The 22494-nt window shown below is 38.1% G+C and carries 21 protein-coding genes; all 21 read left to right on the top strand.

The genetic code is table 11. From position 1 onward, the window contains the following. Positions 1-527: 527 nt before the first annotated feature. The 21 genes from FYJ25_RS14420 to gatB all read left to right on the top strand — a co-directional run bounded on the left by FYJ25_RS14420 (position 528) and on the right by gatB (position 22206). Positions 528-761: a FeoA family protein gene (locus FYJ25_RS14420; protein ID WP_167513827.1), complete on the top strand. Its 234-nt coding sequence runs from the start codon at positions 528-530 to the stop codon at positions 759-761. Continuing rightward, complete coding sequence (feoB, locus tag FYJ25_RS12605; protein WP_330578364.1) at positions 758-2755, top strand: ferrous iron transport protein B; 1998 nt, start codon at positions 758-760, stop codon at positions 2753-2755. The genes FYJ25_RS14420 and feoB overlap by 4 nt, the downstream gene beginning before the upstream one ends. Before the next feature lie 111 nt (positions 2756-2866). Continuing rightward, a complete protein-coding gene (locus FYJ25_RS12610; protein WP_021906206.1) occupies positions 2867-3295 on the top strand; it encodes an NfeD family protein in 429 nt (142 codons plus the stop codon). A 49-nt stretch (positions 3296-3344) separates the two neighbouring features. Beyond that, positions 3345-4286, top strand: a complete 942-nt coding sequence (locus tag FYJ25_RS12615) for an SPFH domain-containing protein (protein WP_408608975.1) — start codon at positions 3345-3347, stop codon at positions 4284-4286. 187 nt (positions 4287-4473) lie between these two features. Then, complete coding sequence (locus tag FYJ25_RS12620) at positions 4474-6417, top strand: LTA synthase family protein (protein ID WP_154581434.1); 1944 nt, start codon at positions 4474-4476, stop codon at positions 6415-6417. 154 nt (positions 6418-6571) lie between these two features. Then, positions 6572-7558 (top strand): ornithine carbamoyltransferase, encoded by a 987-nt coding sequence (argF, locus tag FYJ25_RS12625; RefSeq protein ID WP_096238994.1) that lies wholly within the window; start codon positions 6572-6574, stop codon positions 7556-7558. Positions 7559-7585: 27 nt separating this feature from the next. Continuing rightward, entirely contained in the window at positions 7586-8566 is a 981-nt protein-coding gene (locus FYJ25_RS12630) for a biotin--[acetyl-CoA-carboxylase] ligase (RefSeq protein ID WP_154581435.1), read from the top strand. Positions 8567-8578: 12 nt separating this feature from the next. Next, positions 8579-8923, top strand: a complete 345-nt coding sequence (locus tag FYJ25_RS12635) for a DUF6145 family protein (protein WP_021906201.1) — start codon at positions 8579-8581, stop codon at positions 8921-8923. Next, positions 8907-9680 (top strand): type III pantothenate kinase, encoded by a 774-nt coding sequence (locus tag FYJ25_RS12640; RefSeq protein ID WP_021906200.1) that lies wholly within the window; start codon positions 8907-8909, stop codon positions 9678-9680. The genes FYJ25_RS12635 and FYJ25_RS12640 overlap by 17 nt, the downstream gene beginning before the upstream one ends. Before the next feature lie 3 nt (positions 9681-9683). Beyond that, a complete protein-coding gene (gene dusB, locus FYJ25_RS12645) occupies positions 9684-10634 on the top strand; it encodes a tRNA dihydrouridine synthase DusB (RefSeq protein ID WP_154581436.1) in 951 nt (316 codons plus the stop codon). Between the two features lie 62 nt (positions 10635-10696). After that, positions 10697-11179, top strand: coding sequence for a transcription elongation factor GreA (gene greA / locus FYJ25_RS12650; RefSeq protein ID WP_096238997.1), 483 nt, complete (start codon positions 10697-10699; stop codon positions 11177-11179). Positions 11180-11709: 530 nt separating this feature from the next. Next, complete coding sequence (locus FYJ25_RS12655; RefSeq protein ID WP_096238998.1) at positions 11710-12111, top strand: hypothetical protein; 402 nt, start codon at positions 11710-11712, stop codon at positions 12109-12111. 3 nt (positions 12112-12114) lie between these two features. Further along, entirely contained in the window at positions 12115-13128 is a 1014-nt protein-coding gene (locus tag FYJ25_RS12660; RefSeq protein ID WP_154581437.1) for a hypothetical protein, read from the top strand. Positions 13129-13147: 19 nt separating this feature from the next. Continuing rightward, positions 13148-14050, top strand: a complete 903-nt coding sequence (gene cdaA / locus FYJ25_RS12665) for a diadenylate cyclase CdaA (RefSeq protein ID WP_147608101.1) — start codon at positions 13148-13150, stop codon at positions 14048-14050. After that, positions 14031-15260: a CdaR family protein gene (locus FYJ25_RS12670; RefSeq protein WP_167513828.1), complete on the top strand. Its 1230-nt coding sequence runs from the start codon at positions 14031-14033 to the stop codon at positions 15258-15260. The genes cdaA and FYJ25_RS12670 overlap by 20 nt, the downstream gene beginning before the upstream one ends. A gap of 107 nt (positions 15261-15367) precedes the next feature. Further along, positions 15368-15895 (top strand): TetR/AcrR family transcriptional regulator, encoded by a 528-nt coding sequence (locus tag FYJ25_RS12675; protein ID WP_096239002.1) that lies wholly within the window; start codon positions 15368-15370, stop codon positions 15893-15895. A gap of 23 nt (positions 15896-15918) precedes the next feature. Further along, positions 15919-16704 (top strand): TrmH family RNA methyltransferase, encoded by a 786-nt coding sequence (locus tag FYJ25_RS12680; RefSeq protein WP_154581439.1) that lies wholly within the window; start codon positions 15919-15921, stop codon positions 16702-16704. Positions 16705-17243: 539 nt separating this feature from the next. Further along, positions 17244-18740 (top strand): glycerol kinase GlpK, encoded by a 1497-nt coding sequence (gene glpK, locus FYJ25_RS12685; protein WP_154581440.1) that lies wholly within the window; start codon positions 17244-17246, stop codon positions 18738-18740. 251 nt (positions 18741-18991) lie between these two features. Beyond that, positions 18992-19285 (top strand): Asp-tRNA(Asn)/Glu-tRNA(Gln) amidotransferase subunit GatC, encoded by a 294-nt coding sequence (gene gatC, locus FYJ25_RS12690; protein WP_147608094.1) that lies wholly within the window; start codon positions 18992-18994, stop codon positions 19283-19285. A gap of 10 nt (positions 19286-19295) precedes the next feature. Continuing rightward, positions 19296-20771: an Asp-tRNA(Asn)/Glu-tRNA(Gln) amidotransferase subunit GatA gene (gatA, locus tag FYJ25_RS12695; protein WP_154581441.1), complete on the top strand. Its 1476-nt coding sequence runs from the start codon at positions 19296-19298 to the stop codon at positions 20769-20771. A 1-nt stretch (position 20772) separates the two neighbouring features. Further along, positions 20773-22206, top strand: a complete 1434-nt coding sequence (gene gatB, locus FYJ25_RS12700) for an Asp-tRNA(Asn)/Glu-tRNA(Gln) amidotransferase subunit GatB (protein WP_154581442.1) — start codon at positions 20773-20775, stop codon at positions 22204-22206. Positions 22207-22494: the final 288 nt, after the last annotated feature.

Consider the following 22494-nt stretch of genomic DNA (forward strand, 5'->3'; position numbering starts at 1 on the left):
AGTTTTTGTGAGGACCTGTTGCCATGGTCACCAAATCTTCCAGAGAAATGCAGAAAGACAGAGAAAAAATAAGACCGCCGTTTGGCGGTCTAAAATTTTGTCAAGGTACGCACTATCTACCACTTACGCTGCTCGACTTGAAAAGTATTATGGTCTGAAGTTCTTTTTATAACAAAAGAAAAAGGAAGATATATTTTCGACGACCAACGAGTCGAAAATATTCTTCCTTTCCCTGTTATGCAAAGTATAGTGATTAATCCTATTCAGAATACATGAAATGAATTAATCTAATTATATTATAATACATTTTTATAAAAAAAGCGATAGAAAATTTAAAAAAATACAATTTTATTTTGTTTTTATTTTCATAGTATTCGACCATTTAGAATAATAGTTCGTATTATACACTTTTTTGTTATACAGGACGGCGGGTATTGAAAAAAAATATCAATAAGCTTATACTATGACTGATTAGATACAACTTATTCTAAAAATCAGTACATAACAAACTACAGGAGGAATTTGAAATGACGTTAGCACAGTTACCTGTGGGAAAAGAAGGAGTAATTGAGACGGTGGGGGGAGAAGGAGATTTACGCTGCCGTTTTTTAGATATGGGCCTTATTCCGGGAACAAAAGTGAAAGTGCTTAAGATGGCACCGATGGGAGACCCGATACAAATTCATCTTCGAGGATATGATATTACGATTCGAAAAGAGGATGGAGAAAAAATAATCTTGAAGGAGGAATCTGTTCAGTGATATTTGCTTTGATTGGTAATCAGAACTGCGGAAAGACAACATTATTTAATCAGATGACTGGCTCTAATCAGCATGTTGGTAACTTTCCGGGTGTGACAGTAGATCAGAAGATGGGAAAGTTTTCTGTTGGTTCTGCGGAAGGATCTGTTGTAGATCTTCCGGGAATTTATTCACTCCGTCCGTATACAAATGAGGAAATTGTTACGAGAGATTTTCTTTTGAAGGAAAAACCGGATGGAATTATTAATATAGTAGATGCTACGAATATTGAGAGAAACCTGTATCTTACGTTACAGCTTATTGAGATGAAAATTCCGATGGTGCTGGCATTAAATATGATGGATGAAGTAAGGAATAATGGTGGTTCTATTAATGTAAAGGAAATGAGCCGCTTACTGGGTATTCCGATTATTCCGATCAGTGCGATTCGGAATGAGGGAGTGGAAGACTTGATCCATACGGCGTGTGAAGTTGCCGAGAATAAACAGTATCCGAAGGTTTATGATTTTTGTACACCAGGTCCGGTGCATCGCTGTATCCATGGTCTATATCATCAGCTGGAAGATCATGCGAGCAGGATTGGAATGAATGGACGTTTTGCGGCTGTAAAAGTAATTGAAGGGGATCAGGATATCATCAGACAGTTAAAACTTTCTGATAATGAGCTTGAAATGATGGAACACAGTATTATCGAGATGGAGACAGACAGGGGTCTTGACCGGAATGCAGCAATGGCAGACATGCGTTATAGCTTTATTGAAAATATCTGTGAAAAGTCCGTAGTAAAGTGTCAGGTCAGCAAGGAATATGAACGAAGTGTACAAATAGACAATATACTTACAAACCGATTTCTGGCATTGCCGGTATTTGCGGCAATTATGGTATTTATTTTCTGGATGACATTTGGTCCGTTCGGGTCATTTTTATGTGATGCATTAAGTGCAGGAATTGACTGGGCTTCAAGAGGGACGAGCCAGCTGCTTACAAATTACGGAATTAATCCTGTTGTAAAGAGTCTTGTTATTGATGGAATTTTTACCGGAGTCGGAAGTGTGCTGAGTTTCCTTCCTATCATTTTAATATTGTTTTTCTTTTTATCTATATTAGAAGATACAGGATATATGGCAAGGATTGCTTTTGTTATGGACACGTTCCTGCGTAAGATTGGTTTGTCAGGAAGAAGCTTTGTACCAATGCTCCTTGGATTTGGCTGTTCTGTACCTGCGGTAATGGCAAGTCGGACTCTTTCTTCAGAAAGAGACAGAAACCTTACGATCATGCTTATTCCATTTATAAGCTGTTCGGCAAAAATACCGATTTATACGGTATTTACAGCCGCCTTTTTCCCACATAGAGGAGTACTTGTTATGTCCTGCCTTTATTTTGGAGGAATTGCAGTTGGAATATTAATGGCATTAATTTTTAAAAGAGTTCTTTTTACAGGGAAACCGATGCCATTTGTTATGGAACTTCCGAATTATCGTTTTCCATCGTTTAAAAGTGTATTGCTTTTGATGTGGGAAAAAGCAAGAGATTTTTTAGAAAGAGCTTTTACGATTATTTTTCTTGCCTCGATGATCATCTGGTTTTTACAGACATTTGACAGCAGATTGAATGTTGTAACAGACAGCGCAAATAGTTTGCTTGCAATGCTTGGACATTTGATCGCACCAATTTTTAAACCACTTGGTTTTGCAGATTGGAGAATTTCTACAGCGCTTGTAACAGGAATCACTGCGAAAGAAGCGGTAGTTTCTACACTTAGTGTTTTACTTGGAACGAATGCAGCGCATGTATCTGCCGCACTTGGCACATTATTTACTGTTCGTTCTGCAACAAGTTTCCTTGTATTTACATTATTATACACACCTTGTGTTGCAGCGATAGCCGCAATTAAAAGAGAAATGAATTCGACATTAAAGACAATAGGAATTGTCATAATGCAGTGTACTATAGCCTGGCTTGCAGCCTGGCTGGTATATCTTATTATTTAAATTATTATTTAAAATTAAGAAACTTTTAGTTTACTTCTTATAGAGGATAGGATAGAATAGGGGTAGATACACAGATGGAAATATTCTACTGTAAAGAAAGGTGGTGGAAGTATGACAGTGATGTATTGGCTGGTAGCTGCGGCAGTTTTTGTTGTGATCGAGATTATGACGATGGGTCTTACTACGATATGGTTTGCCGGTGGTGCTCTGGTAGGTGCAGTAATGGCTGCCGTTTCTCTGCCATTGTGGAGTCAGATTATCGCATTTGCCGTTATATCAGTGATTCTTCTGATTCTGACAAGACCATGGGCCTTGAAGTATGTTAACAGCAGAACGATTAAGACGAATGTAGACAGTCTGATCGGTCAGACTGGACTTGTAACACAGGATATTGATAACCTGAATGCAAAGGGACAGGTGAAGGTGAGAGGACAGATCTGGACAGCAAGAAGCATTTCCGATGAGGTAAAGCTTCATGAGGGGCAGAAGGTCAGCATAGAATCTATTTCTGGAGTGAAGGTAATTGTAAAGCCGATGTAAGGTAAACAGAAGGAGGAGTGAATATATGGGAGTATTTGGAACGATTTTTATGATTATCATAATACTGTTAGTTGTGTATATCGTAACATCCTGTGTGAGAATCGTACCGCAGGCACAGGCATATGTTATTGAGAGACTTGGTGCATATAATGGAACATGGTCTGTTGGTATGCATTTTAAGGTACCGTTTATTGACCGCGTTGCAAAGAAAGTTTTATTAAAGGAACAGGTTGTTGATTTTGCACCACAGCCGGTTATTACAAAGGATAACGTAACAATGCGTATTGATACAGTTGTATATTACCAGATTACAGATCCGAAGCTGTATGCTTATGGAGTAGATAATCCAATCATGGCAATCGAGAATCTGACAGCAACAACATTGCGTAATATTATCGGTGATTTAGAACTCGACTCTACGTTAACATCACGTGAGACGATCAATACAAAGATGCGTGCTACGTTAGACGAAGCAACAGACCCATGGGGAATCAAGGTGAATCGTGTGGAACTTAAGAACATTATTCCGCCGACAGAAATTCAGAATGCCATGGAGAAGCAGATGAAAGCAGAACGAGAACGTCGTGAAGCGATTCTTCGTGCAGAAGGGGAGAAGAAGTCTTCCATTCTTCGTGCAGAAGGTCATAAAGAATCTACGATCCTCGAAGCAGAAGCAGAGAAGGAAGCCGCTATTCTTAATGCGGAAGCGAAGAAGGAAGCGATGATTCGTGAAGCAGAAGGTCAGGCAGAAGCGATTCTTAAAGTGCAGACAGCTACTGCAGACGGTCTTAGAGCAATCAGAGAAGCCGGAGCAGACGAAGCAGTTATTAAGCTTAAATCATTAGAGGCATTAGAGAAAGTAGCAGATGGAAAGGCAACAAAGATTATTATTCCATCTGAGATTCAGAATCTTGCCGGACTCGTTACTTCTATTAAAGAAGTAGCAACACAGCCAGACACAGTAGAAGAAGCAGATACTACCGAGAAGTAAGGCAGAAGCCAGATGATAAAAGTACTATCGAGAAATCTCATCAATTATTTTGATGAGATTTTCTTTCTTTTCAGAATGCGTTTACAGTTTTATTGATTAGATTTGATTAGATTTGATTAGAAGAAATTCGGGATTTAAGTTAATACCCGAATGTTAGAAATTACAGATTAGAGTGTGTTTGAAAATTATGAAAGCAATAATAAAAAAACTACTGGCGCACTACTGGTTAGTGTATCCGGTATTGATTTTAAAGATGTTTATATATTACTGGCAGACAAAAAGACTGGATATGTTAAGTATTTATGACGTTCCATTGTTAAGTTTGTTATTCTTATTTTGTGTATTTGAGGTATTTTCTTTTAAAGAAAGTAAACCAAGAAGGTATGGGTTTTACGTTGTGTACACATTGATTACATTGATTATGTTGGCAGATGCGGCATACAGCAGTTATTTTGGAAAATATATATCGGTCAATCAGCTTTATCAAGTTACAAGTCTGGGACAGATTGCAGGAGATGGTAATGTGATCGGGGCAAGTGTAAGTCCGGGATGTTTACTGACATTAATTGACTATCCATTTGTTTTGTACTGGTACCGTCTTCGAAATAAAGGAAAGAAGGGAATGCTTGATGAACTGGCAAAGCATTGGCCTGCAAAGCTTTCTTTTAAAAGTTTGTGGAAAGAAAAGGAATTTACAGTTTCTTTTATTAAGAGTGTATTTCACATTATTATTTATATTGTAGCAATATGTGCATGGTATTATTATGGATTAAATCCTCAGAATCTTCGCTCTGTGCAGCAGGTAAATCATATTGAATTTTTTACGTATCACACAAATGATGTGGTTGTCAATGTTGTCGGAAAGTTAAAGAGAAGTTCTGTTGATGAGAAGGCAATTCAAAAGAAAATGAAAGTTATTGTACCGAAGTCATCCGGAACTGCTTATAAAGGGGTGGCAAAGGGAAAGAACCTGATTTTGATACAGACAGAGTCTTTTAATAATTTTGTAGTGGGAGCAACATATAATGGACAGGAAATAACCCCTAATTTAAATAAAATATTAAAGAATGATACGATTTATTTCAATCATTTTTATTCAACAACAGGAGTAGGAAATACTGCTGATGCAGAATTTTCTGCACTGAATGGTCTTTATCCAAATGATATCAGGGAATGTTATCGTATGTATGTAGATAATACATATAATGGTTTACCTTGGATGTTTCGTGAGAATGGATATAGTGCACTGGCATTCCATGGTTATGTGAAAACATTTTGGAATCGAAGTGAGGCATATAAAAATCAGGGATTTCAGCATTATTATTCAGAAGAAGAACTGAAAAAAACACAGATTTCAGGATTTGGTATTACAGATAAGGAAATGTTCCGGCAGGCGGTCGATATTTTAAAAACAAAGAAGCAGCCATTTTTCAGTTTTATGATTACACTTACCAATCATATTCCGTATGAACTAGACCAGTCTTTAGCGAGTCTTAAATTAAAAAGCAGTGACGAAGGTAGTACTTTTGGAAATTATCTGCAAACGGTTCGATATACAGATGAAGCATTTGGTAAACTCATAGAATATCTCAAGGAAAATGATATGTATGATAATACAGTGATCGCTATATACGGAGATCATCAGGGGATGAATAAGGAAACTCCATCTGTTCGCTGGAAAATGACAGACTTTCTCGGAAAAGAATATGATTATGATGAGATGCTGAATGTTCCTTTTATCATTCATGTCCCAGGATTAAATGAAAGTAAGGTTGTAGATACGGTTGGCGGGGAAGTTGATATCATGCCGACTATTGCAAATCTCATGGACTTAGATACAAAACAACCTTATGTATTCGGACATGATCTGTTGAATGCAGATGAAGGTTTCATAGCGCAGATTTCGTATGTAGGAGAAGGTTCTTTTATTACCAGTGATGATAATATGCTGTTTACAATAGGAAAAGATGGAACAGTAGAAAGTGGAAGATTAATCTCACTTTTAGATGGCAGCAGAAAGAACCTTAACAAAAAACTTTGTCAGAAATACTCGGATCGTGCCCAGAGTTTGATAGATACCTGTAAGGAAGTACTTGATAATAACCTTATAGCGAATTATATCACTCATTAAAAAACATAATCCTTTTTAGAGGAATGGTTTGTTAAGTGAATTAAACTAGAAATATTGACATTATTCTTCATATGTAGTATAAATTTTGTTAATACTTTTACTATGTAAATAGTAATTACAGGCAGTAAGTTGTTTTGACTTGGAGGAATAGAAGATGAATTTAAAAGGACGTAGTTTTTTAACTTTACTGGATTTTAATAAAGATGAGATTCGTTATATGCTGGATCTGGCTCATGAGCTTAAAGCAAAAAAGAAGAAGGGTATTCAGGGTGAAGAACTTAAAGGTAAGAATATCGTGCTTGTCTTTGATAAATCTTCTACAAGAACACGTTGCTCTTTTGAAGTTGCGGCAATGGATGAGGGTGCACATGTAACATATCTTACAAACTCTCATATGAATAAGAAGGAATCAATCGAGGATACTGCGAAGGTTTTTGGAAGAATGTATGATGCAATCGAGTATCGTGGATTCGGACAGAATATCGTAGAAGATTTACAGAAGTATTCCGGTGTTCCTGTATGGAATGGTCTTACAGATGTAGATCATCCTACACAGGTTTTAGCAGATTTCATGACAATGGAAGAACATATTGATAAGAAGTTAGATGAGATGAAGCTTACATTTGTTGGAGATTTATCTGATAATGTAATGTATGCTCTGATGTATGGAAGTGCGATCATGGGTGTCGATTTTAAGGCAGTAGGACCGAAAGAGACCGTATGTGATCCTAAGGTTCTTGAAGTATCACAGGAGCTTGCTAAGAAGAGTGGTGCAACGATTACAATTTCTCACGATCCAGAAGATGTAAAAGGTTCCGATGTTATTTATACAGATATCTGGGTAAGTATGGGTGAATCAGAAGATTTATATCCAGTGCGTGTGAATGCGTTATCTCCTTATAAAGTTACAACGAAGATGATGAAAGATACCGGTAACGACAAGTGCTTATTTATGCATTGTCTGCCAGCATACCATGATTTTGAAACAAGCGTTGCACGAGATATGAGAGATCGTCTGGGTCTTGATATCAGAGAAGTAGAAGATGAAGTCTTCCGCTCTGAGAATTCTGTTGTGTTTGATGAAGCAGAGAACAGAATGCATTCAATTAAGGCTGTGATGGTGGCAACTCTCGGAAGATAGTTTACCTGGAAAGACGGTTTGATATCAATGAAAGAAAAGATTTTAGAGTTTTTGAAACAGCAGAATGGGTTTGTATCCGGTCAGCGTATCTGTGATGAGCTGGGCGTTTCAAGGACTGCTGTTTGGAAGTATATGAACAGTCTGAAAAAAGAGGGATATGAGATAGAGTCGGTGACCCGGAAAGGTTACCGGCTTTTACAAAGCCCGGACCTGCTCACAACAGAAGAGATACTTTCTTCTATGAAAGAAGCTTGTATACCGGGAGAGTTATGTTGTTTTGAGAGTATTGATTCTACCAATGAAGAAGCAAAGCGCCGGGGAGAAAGCGGGGCGCCAGATGGAAGTGTCTATGTGGCAGACCAGCAGACTCGCGGAAAGGGACGAAGAGGAAAAACCTGGATATCTCCGTCAGGAGAAGATGTTTTCTTTACCATACTGCTGCGACCTGAACTGCCGTTAGACTGTGTTTCCATGCTTACTTTAGTAGCGGCATCGGCAGTTGCGGAAGGAATTGATAAGGTGACCGGACAGTGCTGCCAGATTAAATGGCCGAATGATATTGTTCTTAATAAGAAAAAGGTATGTGGTATTCTCACAGAAATGAATATGGAGATTGACAGCATTGCATATGTTGTGGTTGGTATTGGAATTAATGTAAATCGTATAAATTTTGGAGAAGAGATTGCAGATATGGCAACTTCACTTAAAAAGGAAAGTGGTCATAATATAGAAAGATCTGTATTGCTTTCAGAAATTCTGACAGCTTTTTTCAGAGATTATAAACTGTTTTTGGAGAAACAGGACTTATCCCCGTTTTTAGATTATTATAACAAGAAGCTTGTGAATGTAGACCATGAAGTAAAGATTATAAAAAAAGATGAGGAAATCATTCGTACAGCGCTTGGTATTAATGAACGAGGAGAGCTGATCGTTCAGGATGCAGAGGGAAGAAAAGAACATATTTTTTCCGGTGAGGTATCCGTTCGTGGTATTTATGGGTATGTATAGGAGAGCGTTAGTATGTTTGATGATAAAGTAATATTATGTGGTTCCAGCAGTTATGAGAAGATTTTTTACTTTAATCCGGAATTTGATTCACTTCCTAAGCAGATTAAAGAGGAACTTCAGATTATGTGCGTTCTTTTTACAGAAGATGTGGGAGGAATTCTCAGACTGGAATTTGATGAAACAGGCAATCTTAATCTTACTGTGGAGTCAAAGGAAGATGATTTCTTCTTTGACGAGATAGGAAGTGTTCTTAAGATAAAACAGCTACGTGCAGAAAAGAGAGAACTCCTCGAAAATATGGAAACATATTTCAGGGTATTTTTCTTACAGGAGGGACAAGATGTTACTGGCAATTGATATTGGAAATACAGATTTTACGATAGGAATCTTTCAGGAGAAAAAGCTGTGCGATACTTTTCGAATGAGAACAAAGATTAATCGTACTTCAGATGAATATGGTGTATTTATTTTAAATACTCTTCAGTATAAAGGATATGAGGCAAAAGATGTGGAAGATGTCATTATCTCCTCTGTTGTACCGGCAGTTATGCATTCTTTTAACAGTGCGATCATCAAATATTTTGGTCTCAAGCCGATTATCGTAGGCCCTGGAATCCGTACCGGAATCCGTATTGCAACAACAAATCCAAAAGAAACAGGGGCGGATCGAATTGTGGATGCTGTAGCAGGTTATGAACTTTATGGTGGCCCGGTTATCGTTGTTGACTTTGGTACGGCAACAACGTATGACTTGATTACACAAGATGGCAGATTTGTTGGAGGAGTGACATCCCCTGGAATCCGTACTTCTGCGAATGCTCTCTGGCAGCAGGCAGCGAAACTTCCAGAAATTGAAATCAGAAAGCCAAAGAATATTCTTGCAAAAGATACCGTAACAAGCATGCAGGGTGGTCTTGTTTATGGATATATCGGTCAGACAGAATACATTATCCGTAAGATGAAGGAAGAAAGCGGTCTTGGAAAGATCAACGTTGTAGCAACAGGCGGTCTTGGTAAAATGATTGCAAAGGAAACAAGTTTTATTAATTACTATGATGCCAATCTTACATTGAAGGGACTGCAGATTATTTATGATAAGCAGAAACAGGATTAAATCATGACTGTAAAAGAAATATATGGCACAGATTTTCCAGTGATTCTGGCTCCTATGGCGGGAATTACAGATCTTCCTTTCCGAATTTTGTGTAAAGAACAGGGTGCAGATGTGATGGTTACGGAGATGATCAGCGCGAAGGCACTTTTTTATGGGAATAAGAACACATTGCCGCTTATGCAGACAGAAGAAGAAGAGAAAGCGATCGGAGTGCAGATTTTTGGCTCGGAGCCGGAACTTATGGGTGCAATGGCTCATAAAATCGAAAATAAGGGATTTTCTTATATTGATATTAATATGGGATGCCCCGTTCCCAAGATTGTGAACAATAAAGAAGGCTCAGCATTAATGCTCAATCCGGAACTTGCCGGAAGAATTGTAAAAGAAGTTTCTAAAGCAGTAAGTTTACCGGTTACAGTAAAGTTTAGAAAAGGTTTTGATGATGACCATATCAATGCTCCTGAATTTGCACAGATCATGGAGGAAAATGGTGCTGCTGCTGTTGCTGTTCATGGGAGGACGAGAGTCCAATATTATACCGGAGAGGCAGACTGGAATATTATCAAAGAAGTTAAAAAAGCTGTTTCTATTCCGGTTATCGGAAACGGTGATATTTTTACCGGAGAAGATGCTGTCAAAATGCGGGAATATACAGGTTGTGACGGAATTATGGTTGCCAGAGGAGCAAAAGGAAATCCATGGCTCTTTCGAGAGATAAAGGCAGCACTTTTCGGAGAGAAGATTCCGGAACGTCCTACAGAGGAAGAAGTGATTTCCATGCTCCTTCGTCATGCACAATTAAGTGTGAAGTATAAAGGAGAGAAAATGGGAATCCGGGAGATGCGGAAACACACAGCGTGGTATACTACAGGAATGCATGGTTCTTCCTCTCTTCGAAATAAAGTAAACCAGGTAGAAACTTTAGAAGCGCTCAGAGAACTTTTGATGCGTTGACAATGAATTTTTTTTGGACTATAATGATACTTTAAGTGAACCAGAAAAGAAAGGTGTAGATTATGGTGGAAGCAAAGAAACATATCCTGACAAGTAAGGGAATGCAGGCATTAGAAGATGAACTGCAGGATCTCAAAGTAGTTAAACGAAAAGAAATCGCACAGAAGATAAAAGAAGCCAGAGAACAGGGTGACTTATCTGAGAATGCAGAGTATGATGCAGCTAAAGATGAGCAGCGTTCTATGGAAGCAAGAATCGAAGAACTTGAGAAGATCATCAAGAACGCAGAAGTTATTGATGAATCTGCTTATGATAAAGATACAGTAAGTATCGGAAGCACTATTAAGTTTTACGATGAAGAATTTGACGAAGAATTAGAATATCGCATTGTTGGTTCTACAGAATCTGATATTCTTAAAGGACTTATCTCTAATGAATCTCCATTAGGAAAAGCTCTGATTGGTGCTAAGGTCGGAGAGACTGTTCAGGTAGAGAGTCCGGATGGATTTTCCAGATACAAGATTTTAGAGATTTCCAGATCCTGATTTGATGGATTAAAGAAACGAAAAGCAGAAATTTGATATAGAATAAATTGTGAAGATAGTCGTGGCGTAGAAAATGCCTGATTGGCATTTTTACTTGCTCCGACATCACATTTTATTCTATATCAAATTTCTGCTTTTCTGTTCTTTGGCGCCAGATGAAATCAGGATTTTGTATGGAAAAAATAAGGGGTTTCCCAGAAGTCTATGGTTTTCGTTTTTTGAGGCAAAATGAAGCGTCTGTCGCCCCCTCTTTCCCACAGATTAAATAACTGATTCCATCTGGAGTCAACAAACAGGAGAACAAAAATATTATATGAACTAGAATGTGATGTCGGAGCAAATAAAAATGCCGACGAGGCATTTTCTATGCAGCGACTACCTTCACATTCTATTTCATATAATATTTTTGTTCTCCGTCTGTTTCCCCTCATAAATCAGTATATGAAATCTTTATTTTACCGTTGTAATTGGAAGAAAGTTCATGTTATACTAAAATAGATTAAAAAGATTTTAGAAATCGAGGAACAGTTATGATTGATCCGAAGAAAGTCAGATTAATGACGAAGCTGGCGGTTTATGAAGAGGGTCCGGGAAAGAAGGATTTGAGAATAAACGGTTACAGTAAGAGAACATATGTGAATATTAAGCAGTTAGAAAGTGTAATTGCAATTACAGCGGCTTATATATTAGCGATGGTGCTGTATTGTTTTGGCATTTACACAGATATTATGTCACGAGGATTGAGCTTTCCCTATCAAAAGTATATTGTTCATGCAGTTATTCTTTACGTTATTATAGTTGTTCTGGATATTGTATGTATAAGGCGATATTACACCAGAGTTTATGAGAAGATGAGAGTGGATATAAAGCAGTACGAACATAATTTGTATCGTCTGGGAAGATATATTCAAAAAGAAAAGGACAGGGAATAGCTTATGATGGCACAATTAGTCTATTTTAAAGAATGGTTAACAACTTTATATAAGAGACATATAGAGATAATTTTACCGATACTGAAGTTGATTTTTGCTTTTTTTGCACTGAGTATGTTTCAGAGAATGTTTTATTATAATGAATGTATTGATAAACCATGGGTGTTCCTGGCAGTTTCAGCTGTGCAGGCTTTTTTACCAATATCGTTTTTGTATTATGCGATATCTATATTGATTATGATAAATCTGTGGAATGTTTCCATGGATATTTTTCTGGGATTTGTAATTTTCTTTATCATTTGTTCCCTTGCATTTATACGAGTAGATAAGAAGCATGCGATAATTATTATAGCTACAGTGCTTTTATTTTATTTAAAGCTGGAGTATCTTCTGCCGGTACTTTTAGGGATGAGCGTTGGTTTTGGAGCGATTCTTCCGGCAGCGGCAGGAATTGTGACGTACTTTTTATCAGTATACATGACAGATGTAAGTACATTGCTTACGACCTCTACAAGTTCTAGTTTTGGAATGGGACTACAGCGAATAGTTAATCTGATCTTAATTGATAAGAAGCTGCTGGTGCTTCTTGTAACATTTGCTTTGATTATTTTTATAACAACACTACTTTGCCACATATTTTATGAAAGAGCATGGATGTTTGCTATTTTTGTGGGAAATATAGCAATGGTACTGTTATTGTTATTTGGAAGATTGATTTTTGAACTGGATTATACGATATGGCGACTGTTTCTTGAGGTAATACTGGGAATTGGATGTTGTTATATTTATCGATTCTTTAGAGGAATCGGTGATGTGTCCAGAATCGAGAAGGTATCCTTTGAGGATGACGAATATTTTTATTATGTAAAAGCAGTTCCCAAGATTAAGGTTACAGAGAAAAACAGGAATGTAACGAATATTAAGTCCGAAGAAAATGAGGATGATCTCCTGTTTGATGACATAACGGAAGATTCTGATTTGCCTGACAAGGATGGGAAGGAAGCAGAGAAAGAGTGAAAGGGCTAGATAATAGATTATGCAGTTAATAAGTATAGGACAATTTCACAAAGTAATAGAAAAGTATTTATATTGGCTGTCTCTTCCGTCAATTGGTTTTACAGATATTCTGGAGATTATCATTATCAGTGTGATCGTTTACCAGATGTTGAAGTGGGTACAGCTAACAAGGGCATGGACGTTGTTTAAGGGTATTATCATGCTTTTGCTTTTTGCCCTTTTTGCGGCAATATTCCAGCTTAATACAATATCATGGCTGCTTTCTAATTCGCTCAGTGTTGGAATTACAGCGGCGATCATTATTTTTCAGCCGGAACTGAGACGGGCATTGGAACAGTTAGGACGGAAGAAGATCTTCAGTAATATTTTTTCATTTTCAGCCGGAGAGTATGAGGGAAGACAGTCTGCGTTTACAGAAAAGACGATCAATGAAGTTGTACGTGCTTCTTATGAAATGGGTGAAGTTAAAACAGGAGCTTTAATTGTCATTGAGCAGAATGTAGCGCTTGGGGAGTATGTGCGTACAGGAATCTCTATAGATGGTCTGGTAACCAGTCAGTTGCTGATCAATATTTTTGAACATAATACACCGCTTCACGACGGAGCTGTTATTATCAGAGGGAATCGTATCGTATCAGCGACTTGTTATCTTCCTCTTACAGATAGCATGGATATTGGAAAAGAACTAGGAACAAGACACAGAGCTGCGGTGGGAATCAGCGAAGTCTCAGATAGTCTGACGATCATTGTTTCAGAAGAGACTGGTGCAGTATCACTTGCAAAGGATGGAAGATTATATAAACATTTGCAGAAGGAAGAACTTGTAGAAAAGCTTCAGCAGTTAAAAGTTGATGATACAGGTAATGCAGATGTATTTAAAAAATGGAAGGACTTGTTGCGGAATGAAAAGTCAGAAAAATAATATGTGGATGAAGATCCTTTCTGTCGTCATAGCAGTCTTAATATGGCTTTTTGTGGCAAATACAAACGATCCGGTAATTACGAAGAGGTTTTACAGTATTCCTGTAAAGATTACGAATGAGGATGCGCTTACAAAACGAGGATATGCTTACGAAATTCTCGATGGTGAAGAAGTCAATATTACAGTAAAAGGAAAGAGCAGTATTGTACGTTCCATGGGAATTACAGATTTTCAGGCGGTTGCAGATTTTTCAAAGCTGTCTAAAGTTGATGCAGTACCAATTGATGTTACGGCAAAGAAGTACTCCGATCAGTTAGATATTACATTGGGAACAACAAACACGATGAAGATTAAGAAGGATGAAGTAGTGACGATCAGTGTTCCGGTTAACATTACAGTAAAAGGAAATCCAGCAGAAGGATATGCTGTTGGTCGAGCTACAAGTACGCCGAATCTGATCAAGGTAAGTGGACCGGAGAATTTACTTTCTTCTGCGAAAGAAATTCGTGCAACGGTCAGCGTAGATGATATTTCTCATGATGTTACAGCAACAGATAAGCCGGTGCTGTATGATGAAGAAGGTAAGAAGATCAGCAATAACCAGATAGAATTTGATACATCATCCATAAGTATTTATGTGGAACTGTGGAAGACGAAAACCGTAGATGTAAAGCTCTCTTATACAGGGGAGCCTGCAAAGAATTATCATCTGGTTTCGTTTGACTATGAACCAAAGCAGATCACGATCGCAGCACCGGATGATACATTAGAAAGTCTGGACTCTATTACACTTGACAGTGTATCCATTGATGGACTCAAGGAAAATTATGAGAAGGATATTGATCTGACACAGGCAGTGCTTCCGGATGATGTGATATTAGCCGGAGACGATGCAAATGACGTGAAAGTCAAGGCAACGATTGAAAAGATAACTTCTCATAAGTTGTCGTTTGAGAAAAAAGATATTAATGTAACAAATAATAGTAATGGTTACAAAGTTGCTTATGATAAGGATAATGACTATTCGATCCTGGTAGATGGACCATCCTCTGTTGTGGATAGTCTGGCGATAAAAGATTTTGTTCCATGGATAGATGTGAATGGTTTAGAACCCGGAACACATGAAGTATCTTTGCACGTGAGAGATGTTGAGGGAGTTACCGTAGGAGCCACAACAAAGCTCAAGATTACTTTAAAAGAAAATAAGTAACTGTTCAGACTTGATCAGTAGATTCATTTGTGCGGCTTCTTTATAGAATACCGCACAAATCTGATTAGTTACAAATAGTGGATTTGATGAATTGAGGAAATGATTATATGAGACAAAAAACAGAAACAATGCTTTGTGCTGCTTTCATGGAACTACTGAAAAAGTGTCCCTTTTCAAAAATCACGATACAAAAGCTTGCCGGTCAATGTGGAGTGAACCGGCAAACTTTTTATTATCATTTTGACAATATATACGACCTGATGTCAAAAGCATTTGAATATGAACTGGTACATGAGAGCCGCATATATGAAGAAGTAACCTGGGAGTATGCTATGAGCAGGTTCTTACAGTGGATAAAAGATAATCGCGTGATCATTCGAAATATTTTGACAAATGCAGAGCTGCCATATTTAAAAAAAGCTATGTATCCGCTGATTGCAAGGAGCATATCCTGTGGGTATTTTTCAAAAAATACAGAGGCGTTTTTAGAGAAAAAGCAGGAAGAATTTTGTAATGATTTCTTTACATTAGGAATTACACAATATGTTCTTGAATGGGCAGAAAATGATTTCAGAGAACCGGTAGAAGATATCATCGCCCATCTGTCATGGCTTTTACAGAAAGTGTATGTATAAAGTGTCTGCATAGGAGGGTAAAAATGATTTCCAGTACATCCAATATAAAAGTAAAAAATATTATAAATCTGAAAAAAAGTGCAAAGGCAAGAAAAAAAGAAAATTGTTTTCTGGTAGAAGGTCCCAGAATGTTTTTTGAGATTCCGAGAGACAGAGTTGTGGAATGCTATCTCACAGAAGAATTTGCCGGGAAATACGATAAAGAACTAAGAGGATGGAACTACGAGCTTATCAGTGAAAATGTATGCAGACATCTTTCTGATACGAAAACTCCGCAGGGAGTCATCGCAGTAGTACGAAGAGAAGAACCTGACATTGGAGAACTCATCAATAAAGAAAAGAATCCATGCTTTTTTCTCTTAGAAAGTCTTCAGGATCCGGGTAATCTTGGAACGATCGTAAGAACAGCAGAAGGCGCCGGAGTAACAGGAATCATCATGAACAAAGAAACGGTGGATATTTATAATCCCAAGGTAATTCGTTCTACGATGGGAGCGATTTTCCGAGTTCCTTTTGTTATTACGGATGATCTTCCTCAAGTAGTTGAACAATTAAAACAGAAAGGAATTTCTGTGTATGCAGGACACTTAAAAGGAGATGTGTTTTATAAGCAGGATTATCGAAACGGCAGTGCTTTCCTTATAGGTAATGAGGGAAATGGACTTACGGATGAGATTACTGCTTTAGCAGATCATAAGATAAAGATTCCGATGAAAGGAAAGGTAGAATCTTTAAATGCAGCAGTGTCTGCCACGATTCTTATGTACGAAACAATGCGTCAGAGAGAATTTATATCCGACGTGCAGTAGAAGTATGGGGCTGTCGCACTATTGTTCCAACTTTAGACTATTGAAAAACACAGAGAGACTCCATATATAAATCCACACTAGTTGAAGTACTTCGTCGGATTGTGTCCAGGTCAGTAAGACAAGGGATTGTCTTCTTCCCTTGGATACAATCTCTCCTCGTTCTTCAAATAGTGCAGATTTATATATGGGGTCTCTCTGTGTTTTATTTTTATTTTATCTCGGAACAATAGCCCGACAGCCATTTGTGTAAAGAAAATTAAGGAAGTGGTCATACAAAATGTAGTATGATTAAATAAAAAAGAATCAATAAAGTAGACAAAACGACCATTCAAATAAAATTGTTAAAAAAATAATTATTTAATCTGCTTTAAAAACGACAAAAAAATTGTGTATTATCATGCAAAAACACAAAAGAAACATACAAAAAATGTAAATTGTCTAAATACATCGCACAGAAATTATGTTAATATAAGAGCAGAGGTCAGGAAGGTATTGGGCTTGACCACAACGTAATGAATTATTTTAAGGAGGGTTTACTTATGGCTAAGTACATGATGGCGTTAGACGCAGGAACAACTAGTAACCGTTGTATCTTATTTAATGAAAAAGGTGAGATCTGTAGTGTAGCGCAGGAAGAATTTACACAGTATTATCCACAGCCAGGCTGGGTAGAGCATGATGCAAAGGAGATCTGGCATACACAGTTATCTGTTGCACGTCAGGCTATGGAAAAACTTGGTGTTACAGCAGCTGATATCGCTGGTATCGGTATTACTAACCAGCGTGAAACAACTATCGTTTGGGATAGAGAAACAGGAATGCCAATCTATCATGCAATCGTTTGGCAGTGCCGTCGTACATCTGAATACTGCGATTCCTTAAAGGAAAGAGGATTAGTAGATAAGATCAGAGAAAAAACAGGTCTTGTTATTGATGCTTACTTCTCAGGAACAAAGATTCACTGGATTCTTGAAAACGTACCTGGAGCAAGAGAAAGAGCTGAAAAAGGCGAATTAATGTTTGGTACAGTTGATACATGGTTAATCTACAACCTGTCTGGAAGAAAGATTCATGTAACAGACTACTCTAACGCAGCAAGAACAATGTTATTTAACATTAATACTCTTCAGTGGGATGATGAGATTTTAGCAGAATTAGATATTCCTAAATCAATGCTTCCAACACCGAAACCATCAAGTGAAATTTATGGTATGACAGATGAGAGCCTCTTCCAGGGAAGAATTCCTATCGCTGGAGCAGCAGGTGATCAGCAGGCAGCTTTATTTGGACAGACATGTTTCAATCCTGGTGAAGCTAAGAATACATACGGAACTGGTACATTCATGTTAATGAATATCGGTAAAGAAGTTAAATTATCTGAGAATGGTCTTGTAACTACAATTGCATGGGGACTTGACGGCGAAGTTAACTACGCATTAGAAGGTTCTGTATTCGTAGCAGGTGCAGCTATCCAGTGGTTACGTGATGAAGTTAAGATCGTAGACGCAGCTCCAGATTCTGAATTCTTCTGTAACAAAGTTCCAGATACAAACGGATGTTATGTAGTTCCTGCATTTACAGGACTCGGAGCTCCTCATTGGGATCAGTACGCTCGTGGATGTATTGTAGGTCTTACACGTGGATGTAACAAAGCGCACATCATTCGTGCTACAGTAGAATCTCTTGCATATCAGACATATGATATCCTTGAAGCTATGCAGGCTGATGCAGGCGTTAAGTTAGCAGCTCTTAAGGTTGATGGTGGAGCTTGTAAGAATGACTTCTTAATGCAGTTCCAGGCAGATATCATTGATGCTCCTGTACATCGTCCACAGTGTGTTGAAACAACAGCTATGGGTGCTGCATATCTTGCAGGTCTTGCAGTTGGATATTGGAACAGTAAAGAAGACGTTATCGCTAACTGGGCTATTGATAAAGTATTTGACCCTGAGATGGACGATGATAACCGTAAGAAATTACTTAAAGGCTGGAAGAAAGCTGTTAAGTGTTCCTACGGATGGGCAAAAGAAGATTAGTTAGACTTGATTTGATTAATAAGAATTAGCCATTTAGTTACATAATAAAATGCAAGAAGGGATCCATTTATAAAATGGGTCTCTTTTTGCGTGTCAGATTTTTCTCTTTTAAGCTCATGTATTCTTGAGTACAGAAAAACGCTGAGAGTGCATTAAATTTGTATTTATCTGGTTATTCACTTGATTATGAATAATAAATATGATAAATTCAGAGATTAGAAAGAGTTGTAAAACGATAAGGAGATTGAAGTATGGCAAATATAATTTCAGATGAAACAATCGAATATGTCGGAATCCTTGCCAAGTTGGAACTTTCTGAGGAAGAAAAGGAACAGGCAAAGAAAGATATGGCAAATATGCTTGACTATATTGATACATTGAATGAACTTGATACCAGTGGAGTAGAGCCGATGAGTCACGTATTTCCAGTGAATAATGTGTTTAGAGAAGACGTTGTTACAAATGAAGATGACAGAGATGAGATTCTGGCGAATGCGCCGGAAGCCAAGGACGGAGCGTTTGTAGTTCCAAAGACTTTTGATTAGGAGGAAAGATATGGGGCTTATGGATTATACAGCTGTTGAGCTGGGTAAGAAGATTAAAGCAGGAGAAGTATCTGTTTTAGAAGCTGCGAATGCGGCCATGGATGCTATTAATGCTCTAGAAGATAACTTTAATTGTTATGTAACTGTACAGGAAAGAGAAGCTATACAGGCAAAAGCGGAAGAACTTCAGAAGAAGATTGATGATGGAATTCTTACAGGACCGCTTGCTGGTGTTCCGGTTGCAGTGAAGGATAATATGTGTACAAAAGGAACTCGCACAACCTGTAGTTCTAAGATTCTCGAGAACTTTGAGCCAACTTATACTGCCGAGGCAGTTATGAATCTTGAGAAGGCAGGCGCGCTTATTATTGGTAAAACCAATATGGATGAGTTCGCGATGGGCAGTACAACAGAAACTTCTCATTATGGAGTGACAAAGAACCCATGGAATGCAGAGCATGTACCAGGTGGTTCTTCAGGTGGTTCGGCAGCGGCAGTTGCAGCAGGAGAGTGTAGTTACGCGTTAGGTTCAGATACGGGTGGATCGATTCGTCAGCCGGCTTCTTATTGTGGTATTGTCGGAATGAAGCCTACGTATGGTACGGTTTCACGTTATGGACTCATTGCATATGGTTCTTCTCTTGATCAGATCGGACCGATGGCGAAGGATGTAACGGACTGTGCAACTATTCTTGAAACAATCGCATCCTATGACCCGAAAGATTCTACTTCTGTCAAGAGAGAAGATTATGATTTTACATCTGCTTTAACAGAGGATGTAAAAGGAATGCGCATTGGAATCCCAAAAGATTATATGGGAGAAGGACTGGATGAGGAAGTAAAGGCAGCTGTTCTTTTAGCCGCAAAGAAGTTAGAAGAAAAAGGTGCCATTGTAGAAGAGTTTGATTTAAGCCTTGTTGAATATGCAATTCCTGCCTATTACGTTATTGCTTCTGCAGAGGCAAGTTCTAATCTTGCACGTTTTGATGGTGTGAAATATGGATATCGTACAGAAAGCTACGAAGGACTTCATAATATGTATAAAAAGACTCGTTCCGAAGGCTTTGGACCTGAGGTAAAGAGAAGAATTATGCTTGGTTCTTTCGTGTTAAGTTCAGGTTATTATGATGCATATTACTTAAAAGCGCTTCGTACAAAGGCATTAATTAAACAGGCATTTGATAAAGCATTTGAAAAGTATGATGTCATTTTAGGACCGGCAGCACCAACAACGGCACCGAAGCTTGGAGAGAGCTTAAGTGATCCGATTAAAATGTACCTGGGAGATATCTATACCATTTCTGTAAACCTTGCAGGTCTTCCGGGAATCAGCGTACCGGGCAGTCTTGATAGCAAAGGCCTTCCGATCGGTATCCAGTTTATCGGTGATTGCTTTAAAGAAAAAAATATTATTCGTGCAGCATATGCATTTGAGCAGAGTCGTGAATTTGTAAATTGGAGTCTGAACGGAAAGGAGGAAAAGTAGAATGAGTAAACAATATGAAACGGTCATCGGTCTGGAAGTTCATGTAGAACTGGCGACAAAAACAAAGATTTTCTGTGGATGCAGCACTGCTTTTGGTGGTGCTCCTAATACACATACCTGCCCGGTCTGTACAGGTATGCCTGGTTCCCTTCCTGTATTAAATAAGCAGGTTGTAGAGTATGCCGCTGCTGTAGGTCTTGCAACAAATTGTACGATTACACAGTACTGCAAGTTTGACCGTAAGAACTATTTTTATCCGGACAATCCGCAGAACTATCAGATTTCTCAGCTCTATCTTCCAATCTGCCGCAATGGACAGGTAGAGATCAATGTAGACGGAAGAAAGAAGAATGTAAGAATCCATGAGATTCATATGGAAGAAGATGCCGGAAAGTTAGTACATGACCCATCTACAGGTAATTCCTTAGTAGATTTTAATCGAAGTGGTGTTCCGCTGATCGAGATCGTATCAGAGCCGGATATGCGCTCAGCTGAAGAAGTTATTGCATACCTTGAAAAGCTTCGCATGATCATCCAGTATCTTGGAGCATCTGATTGTAAGCTTCAGGAAGGATCCATGAGAGCGGATGTTAACTTATCTGTTCGTGAAGTGGGAGCGGAAGAGTTCGGAACAAGAACAGAGATGAAGAACTTAAACTCCTTCAGCGCAATCGCAAGAGCAATTGAGGGCGAGATGGAACGCCAGATTGACTTAATTGAAGATGGTAAGAAAGTTGTACAGGAAACAAGAAGATGGGATGATGATAAAGAATATTCTTATCCGATGCGTTCCAAAGAAGATGCACAGGATTATCGTTACTTCCCGGAACCAGACCTTGCACCAATCGTAATTTCAAATGAATGGTTAGATGAGATTCGCAGTCGTCAGCCAGAATTTCGTGATGAAAAACAGGCACGTTATAAAGAACAGTTTGGTCTTCCTGAATATGATATCAATATCATTACAGAAGATAAAACACTTACCGACTTATTTGAATCCTGCATCGAACTGGGTGCAGCCGCAAAAGAAGTATCGAACTGGATTATGGGAGACATTATGCGTCTCTTAAAAGAAAAAGAAATGGAAGCTTCTGACATACATTTCAGTCCAGCAAATCTTGTTAAAATGATTCAGATGATTGAATCTGGTGCAATCAACCGTAAAGTAGCCAAGAAGGTATTTGAGGCAATCTTTGACGAGGATGTAGATCCAGAAGTTTATGTAGAAGAGAACGGATTAAAGACTGTAAATGATGAAGGCGCATTACGAAAGGTAATCGAAGAAATCGTTGCGAATAACCCAAAGTCTGTAGAAGACTATAAAGCTGGAAAGAAGAAAGCAATGGGATTTTTTGTAGGTCAGACAATGAGAGCCATGAAAGGAAAAGCAGACCCGGCAATGGTAAATCAGATTCTCAAAGAAATATTAGATTAATACTAATTTGCCGGGGACACAGACGCCGCTTTGGTAGAAGATATTGAGCTGAATTGTAGTTAGTCTTCTAAAGAAAAGAGAATGGTTATAAGTTTGATTTTGTTCCGTTGCGCTAAACGCTTCATTTTGCCTCAAAAAACGAAAACTTCGGAAAAACGAATCCGAAGTTTTCAGAGTCAAAATTTCACAGCGCAAAGTCACAAAATACAATACTTATAACCATTCTTTTTTTCTTTACTATAGTCTTCTTACAATTCAGCATAAAATTTTGTTTCAGCGGCTGGATGG

The sequence above is a fragment of the Anaerobutyricum soehngenii genome (genome assembly GCF_009697165.1).
Taxonomy (GTDB): Bacteria; Bacillota; Clostridia; order Lachnospirales; family Lachnospiraceae; genus Anaerobutyricum; species Anaerobutyricum soehngenii.

Bases quoted from the DNA above. Each gene is read 5' to 3' on its own strand.
- FYJ25_RS14420 (WP_167513827.1), top strand. From the start codon at position 528: ATGACGTTAGCACAGTTACCTGTGGGAAAAGAAGGAGTAATTGAGACG.
- FYJ25_RS12610 (WP_021906206.1), top strand. From the start codon at position 2,867: ATGACAGTGATGTATTGGCTGGTAGCTGCGGCAGTTTTTGTTGTGATC.
- FYJ25_RS12615 (WP_408608975.1), top strand. From the start codon at position 3,345: ATGATTATCATAATACTGTTAGTTGTGTATATCGTAACATCCTGTGTG.
- FYJ25_RS12620 (WP_154581434.1), top strand. From the start codon at position 4,474: ATGAAAGCAATAATAAAAAAACTACTGGCGCACTACTGGTTAGTGTAT.
- argF (WP_096238994.1), top strand. From the start codon at position 6,572: ATGAATTTAAAAGGACGTAGTTTTTTAACTTTACTGGATTTTAATAAA.
- FYJ25_RS12630 (WP_154581435.1), top strand. From the start codon at position 7,586: ATGAAAGAAAAGATTTTAGAGTTTTTGAAACAGCAGAATGGGTTTGTA.
- FYJ25_RS12635 (WP_021906201.1), top strand. From the start codon at position 8,579: ATGTTTGATGATAAAGTAATATTATGTGGTTCCAGCAGTTATGAGAAG.
- FYJ25_RS12640 (WP_021906200.1), top strand. From the start codon at position 8,907: ATGTTACTGGCAATTGATATTGGAAATACAGATTTTACGATAGGAATC.
- dusB (WP_154581436.1), top strand. From the start codon at position 9,684: ATGACTGTAAAAGAAATATATGGCACAGATTTTCCAGTGATTCTGGCT.
- greA (WP_096238997.1), top strand. From the start codon at position 10,697: ATGGTGGAAGCAAAGAAACATATCCTGACAAGTAAGGGAATGCAGGCA.
- FYJ25_RS12655 (WP_096238998.1), top strand. From the start codon at position 11,710: ATGATTGATCCGAAGAAAGTCAGATTAATGACGAAGCTGGCGGTTTAT.
- FYJ25_RS12660 (WP_154581437.1), top strand. From the start codon at position 12,115: ATGATGGCACAATTAGTCTATTTTAAAGAATGGTTAACAACTTTATAT.
- cdaA (WP_147608101.1), top strand. From the start codon at position 13,148: ATGCAGTTAATAAGTATAGGACAATTTCACAAAGTAATAGAAAAGTAT.
- FYJ25_RS12670 (WP_167513828.1), top strand. From the start codon at position 14,031: ATGAAAAGTCAGAAAAATAATATGTGGATGAAGATCCTTTCTGTCGTC.
- FYJ25_RS12675 (WP_096239002.1), top strand. From the start codon at position 15,368: ATGAGACAAAAAACAGAAACAATGCTTTGTGCTGCTTTCATGGAACTA.
- FYJ25_RS12680 (WP_154581439.1), top strand. From the start codon at position 15,919: ATGATTTCCAGTACATCCAATATAAAAGTAAAAAATATTATAAATCTG.
- glpK (WP_154581440.1), top strand. From the start codon at position 17,244: ATGGCTAAGTACATGATGGCGTTAGACGCAGGAACAACTAGTAACCGT.
- gatC (WP_147608094.1), top strand. From the start codon at position 18,992: ATGGCAAATATAATTTCAGATGAAACAATCGAATATGTCGGAATCCTT.
- gatA (WP_154581441.1), top strand. From the start codon at position 19,296: ATGGGGCTTATGGATTATACAGCTGTTGAGCTGGGTAAGAAGATTAAA.
- gatB (WP_154581442.1), top strand. From the start codon at position 20,773: ATGAGTAAACAATATGAAACGGTCATCGGTCTGGAAGTTCATGTAGAA.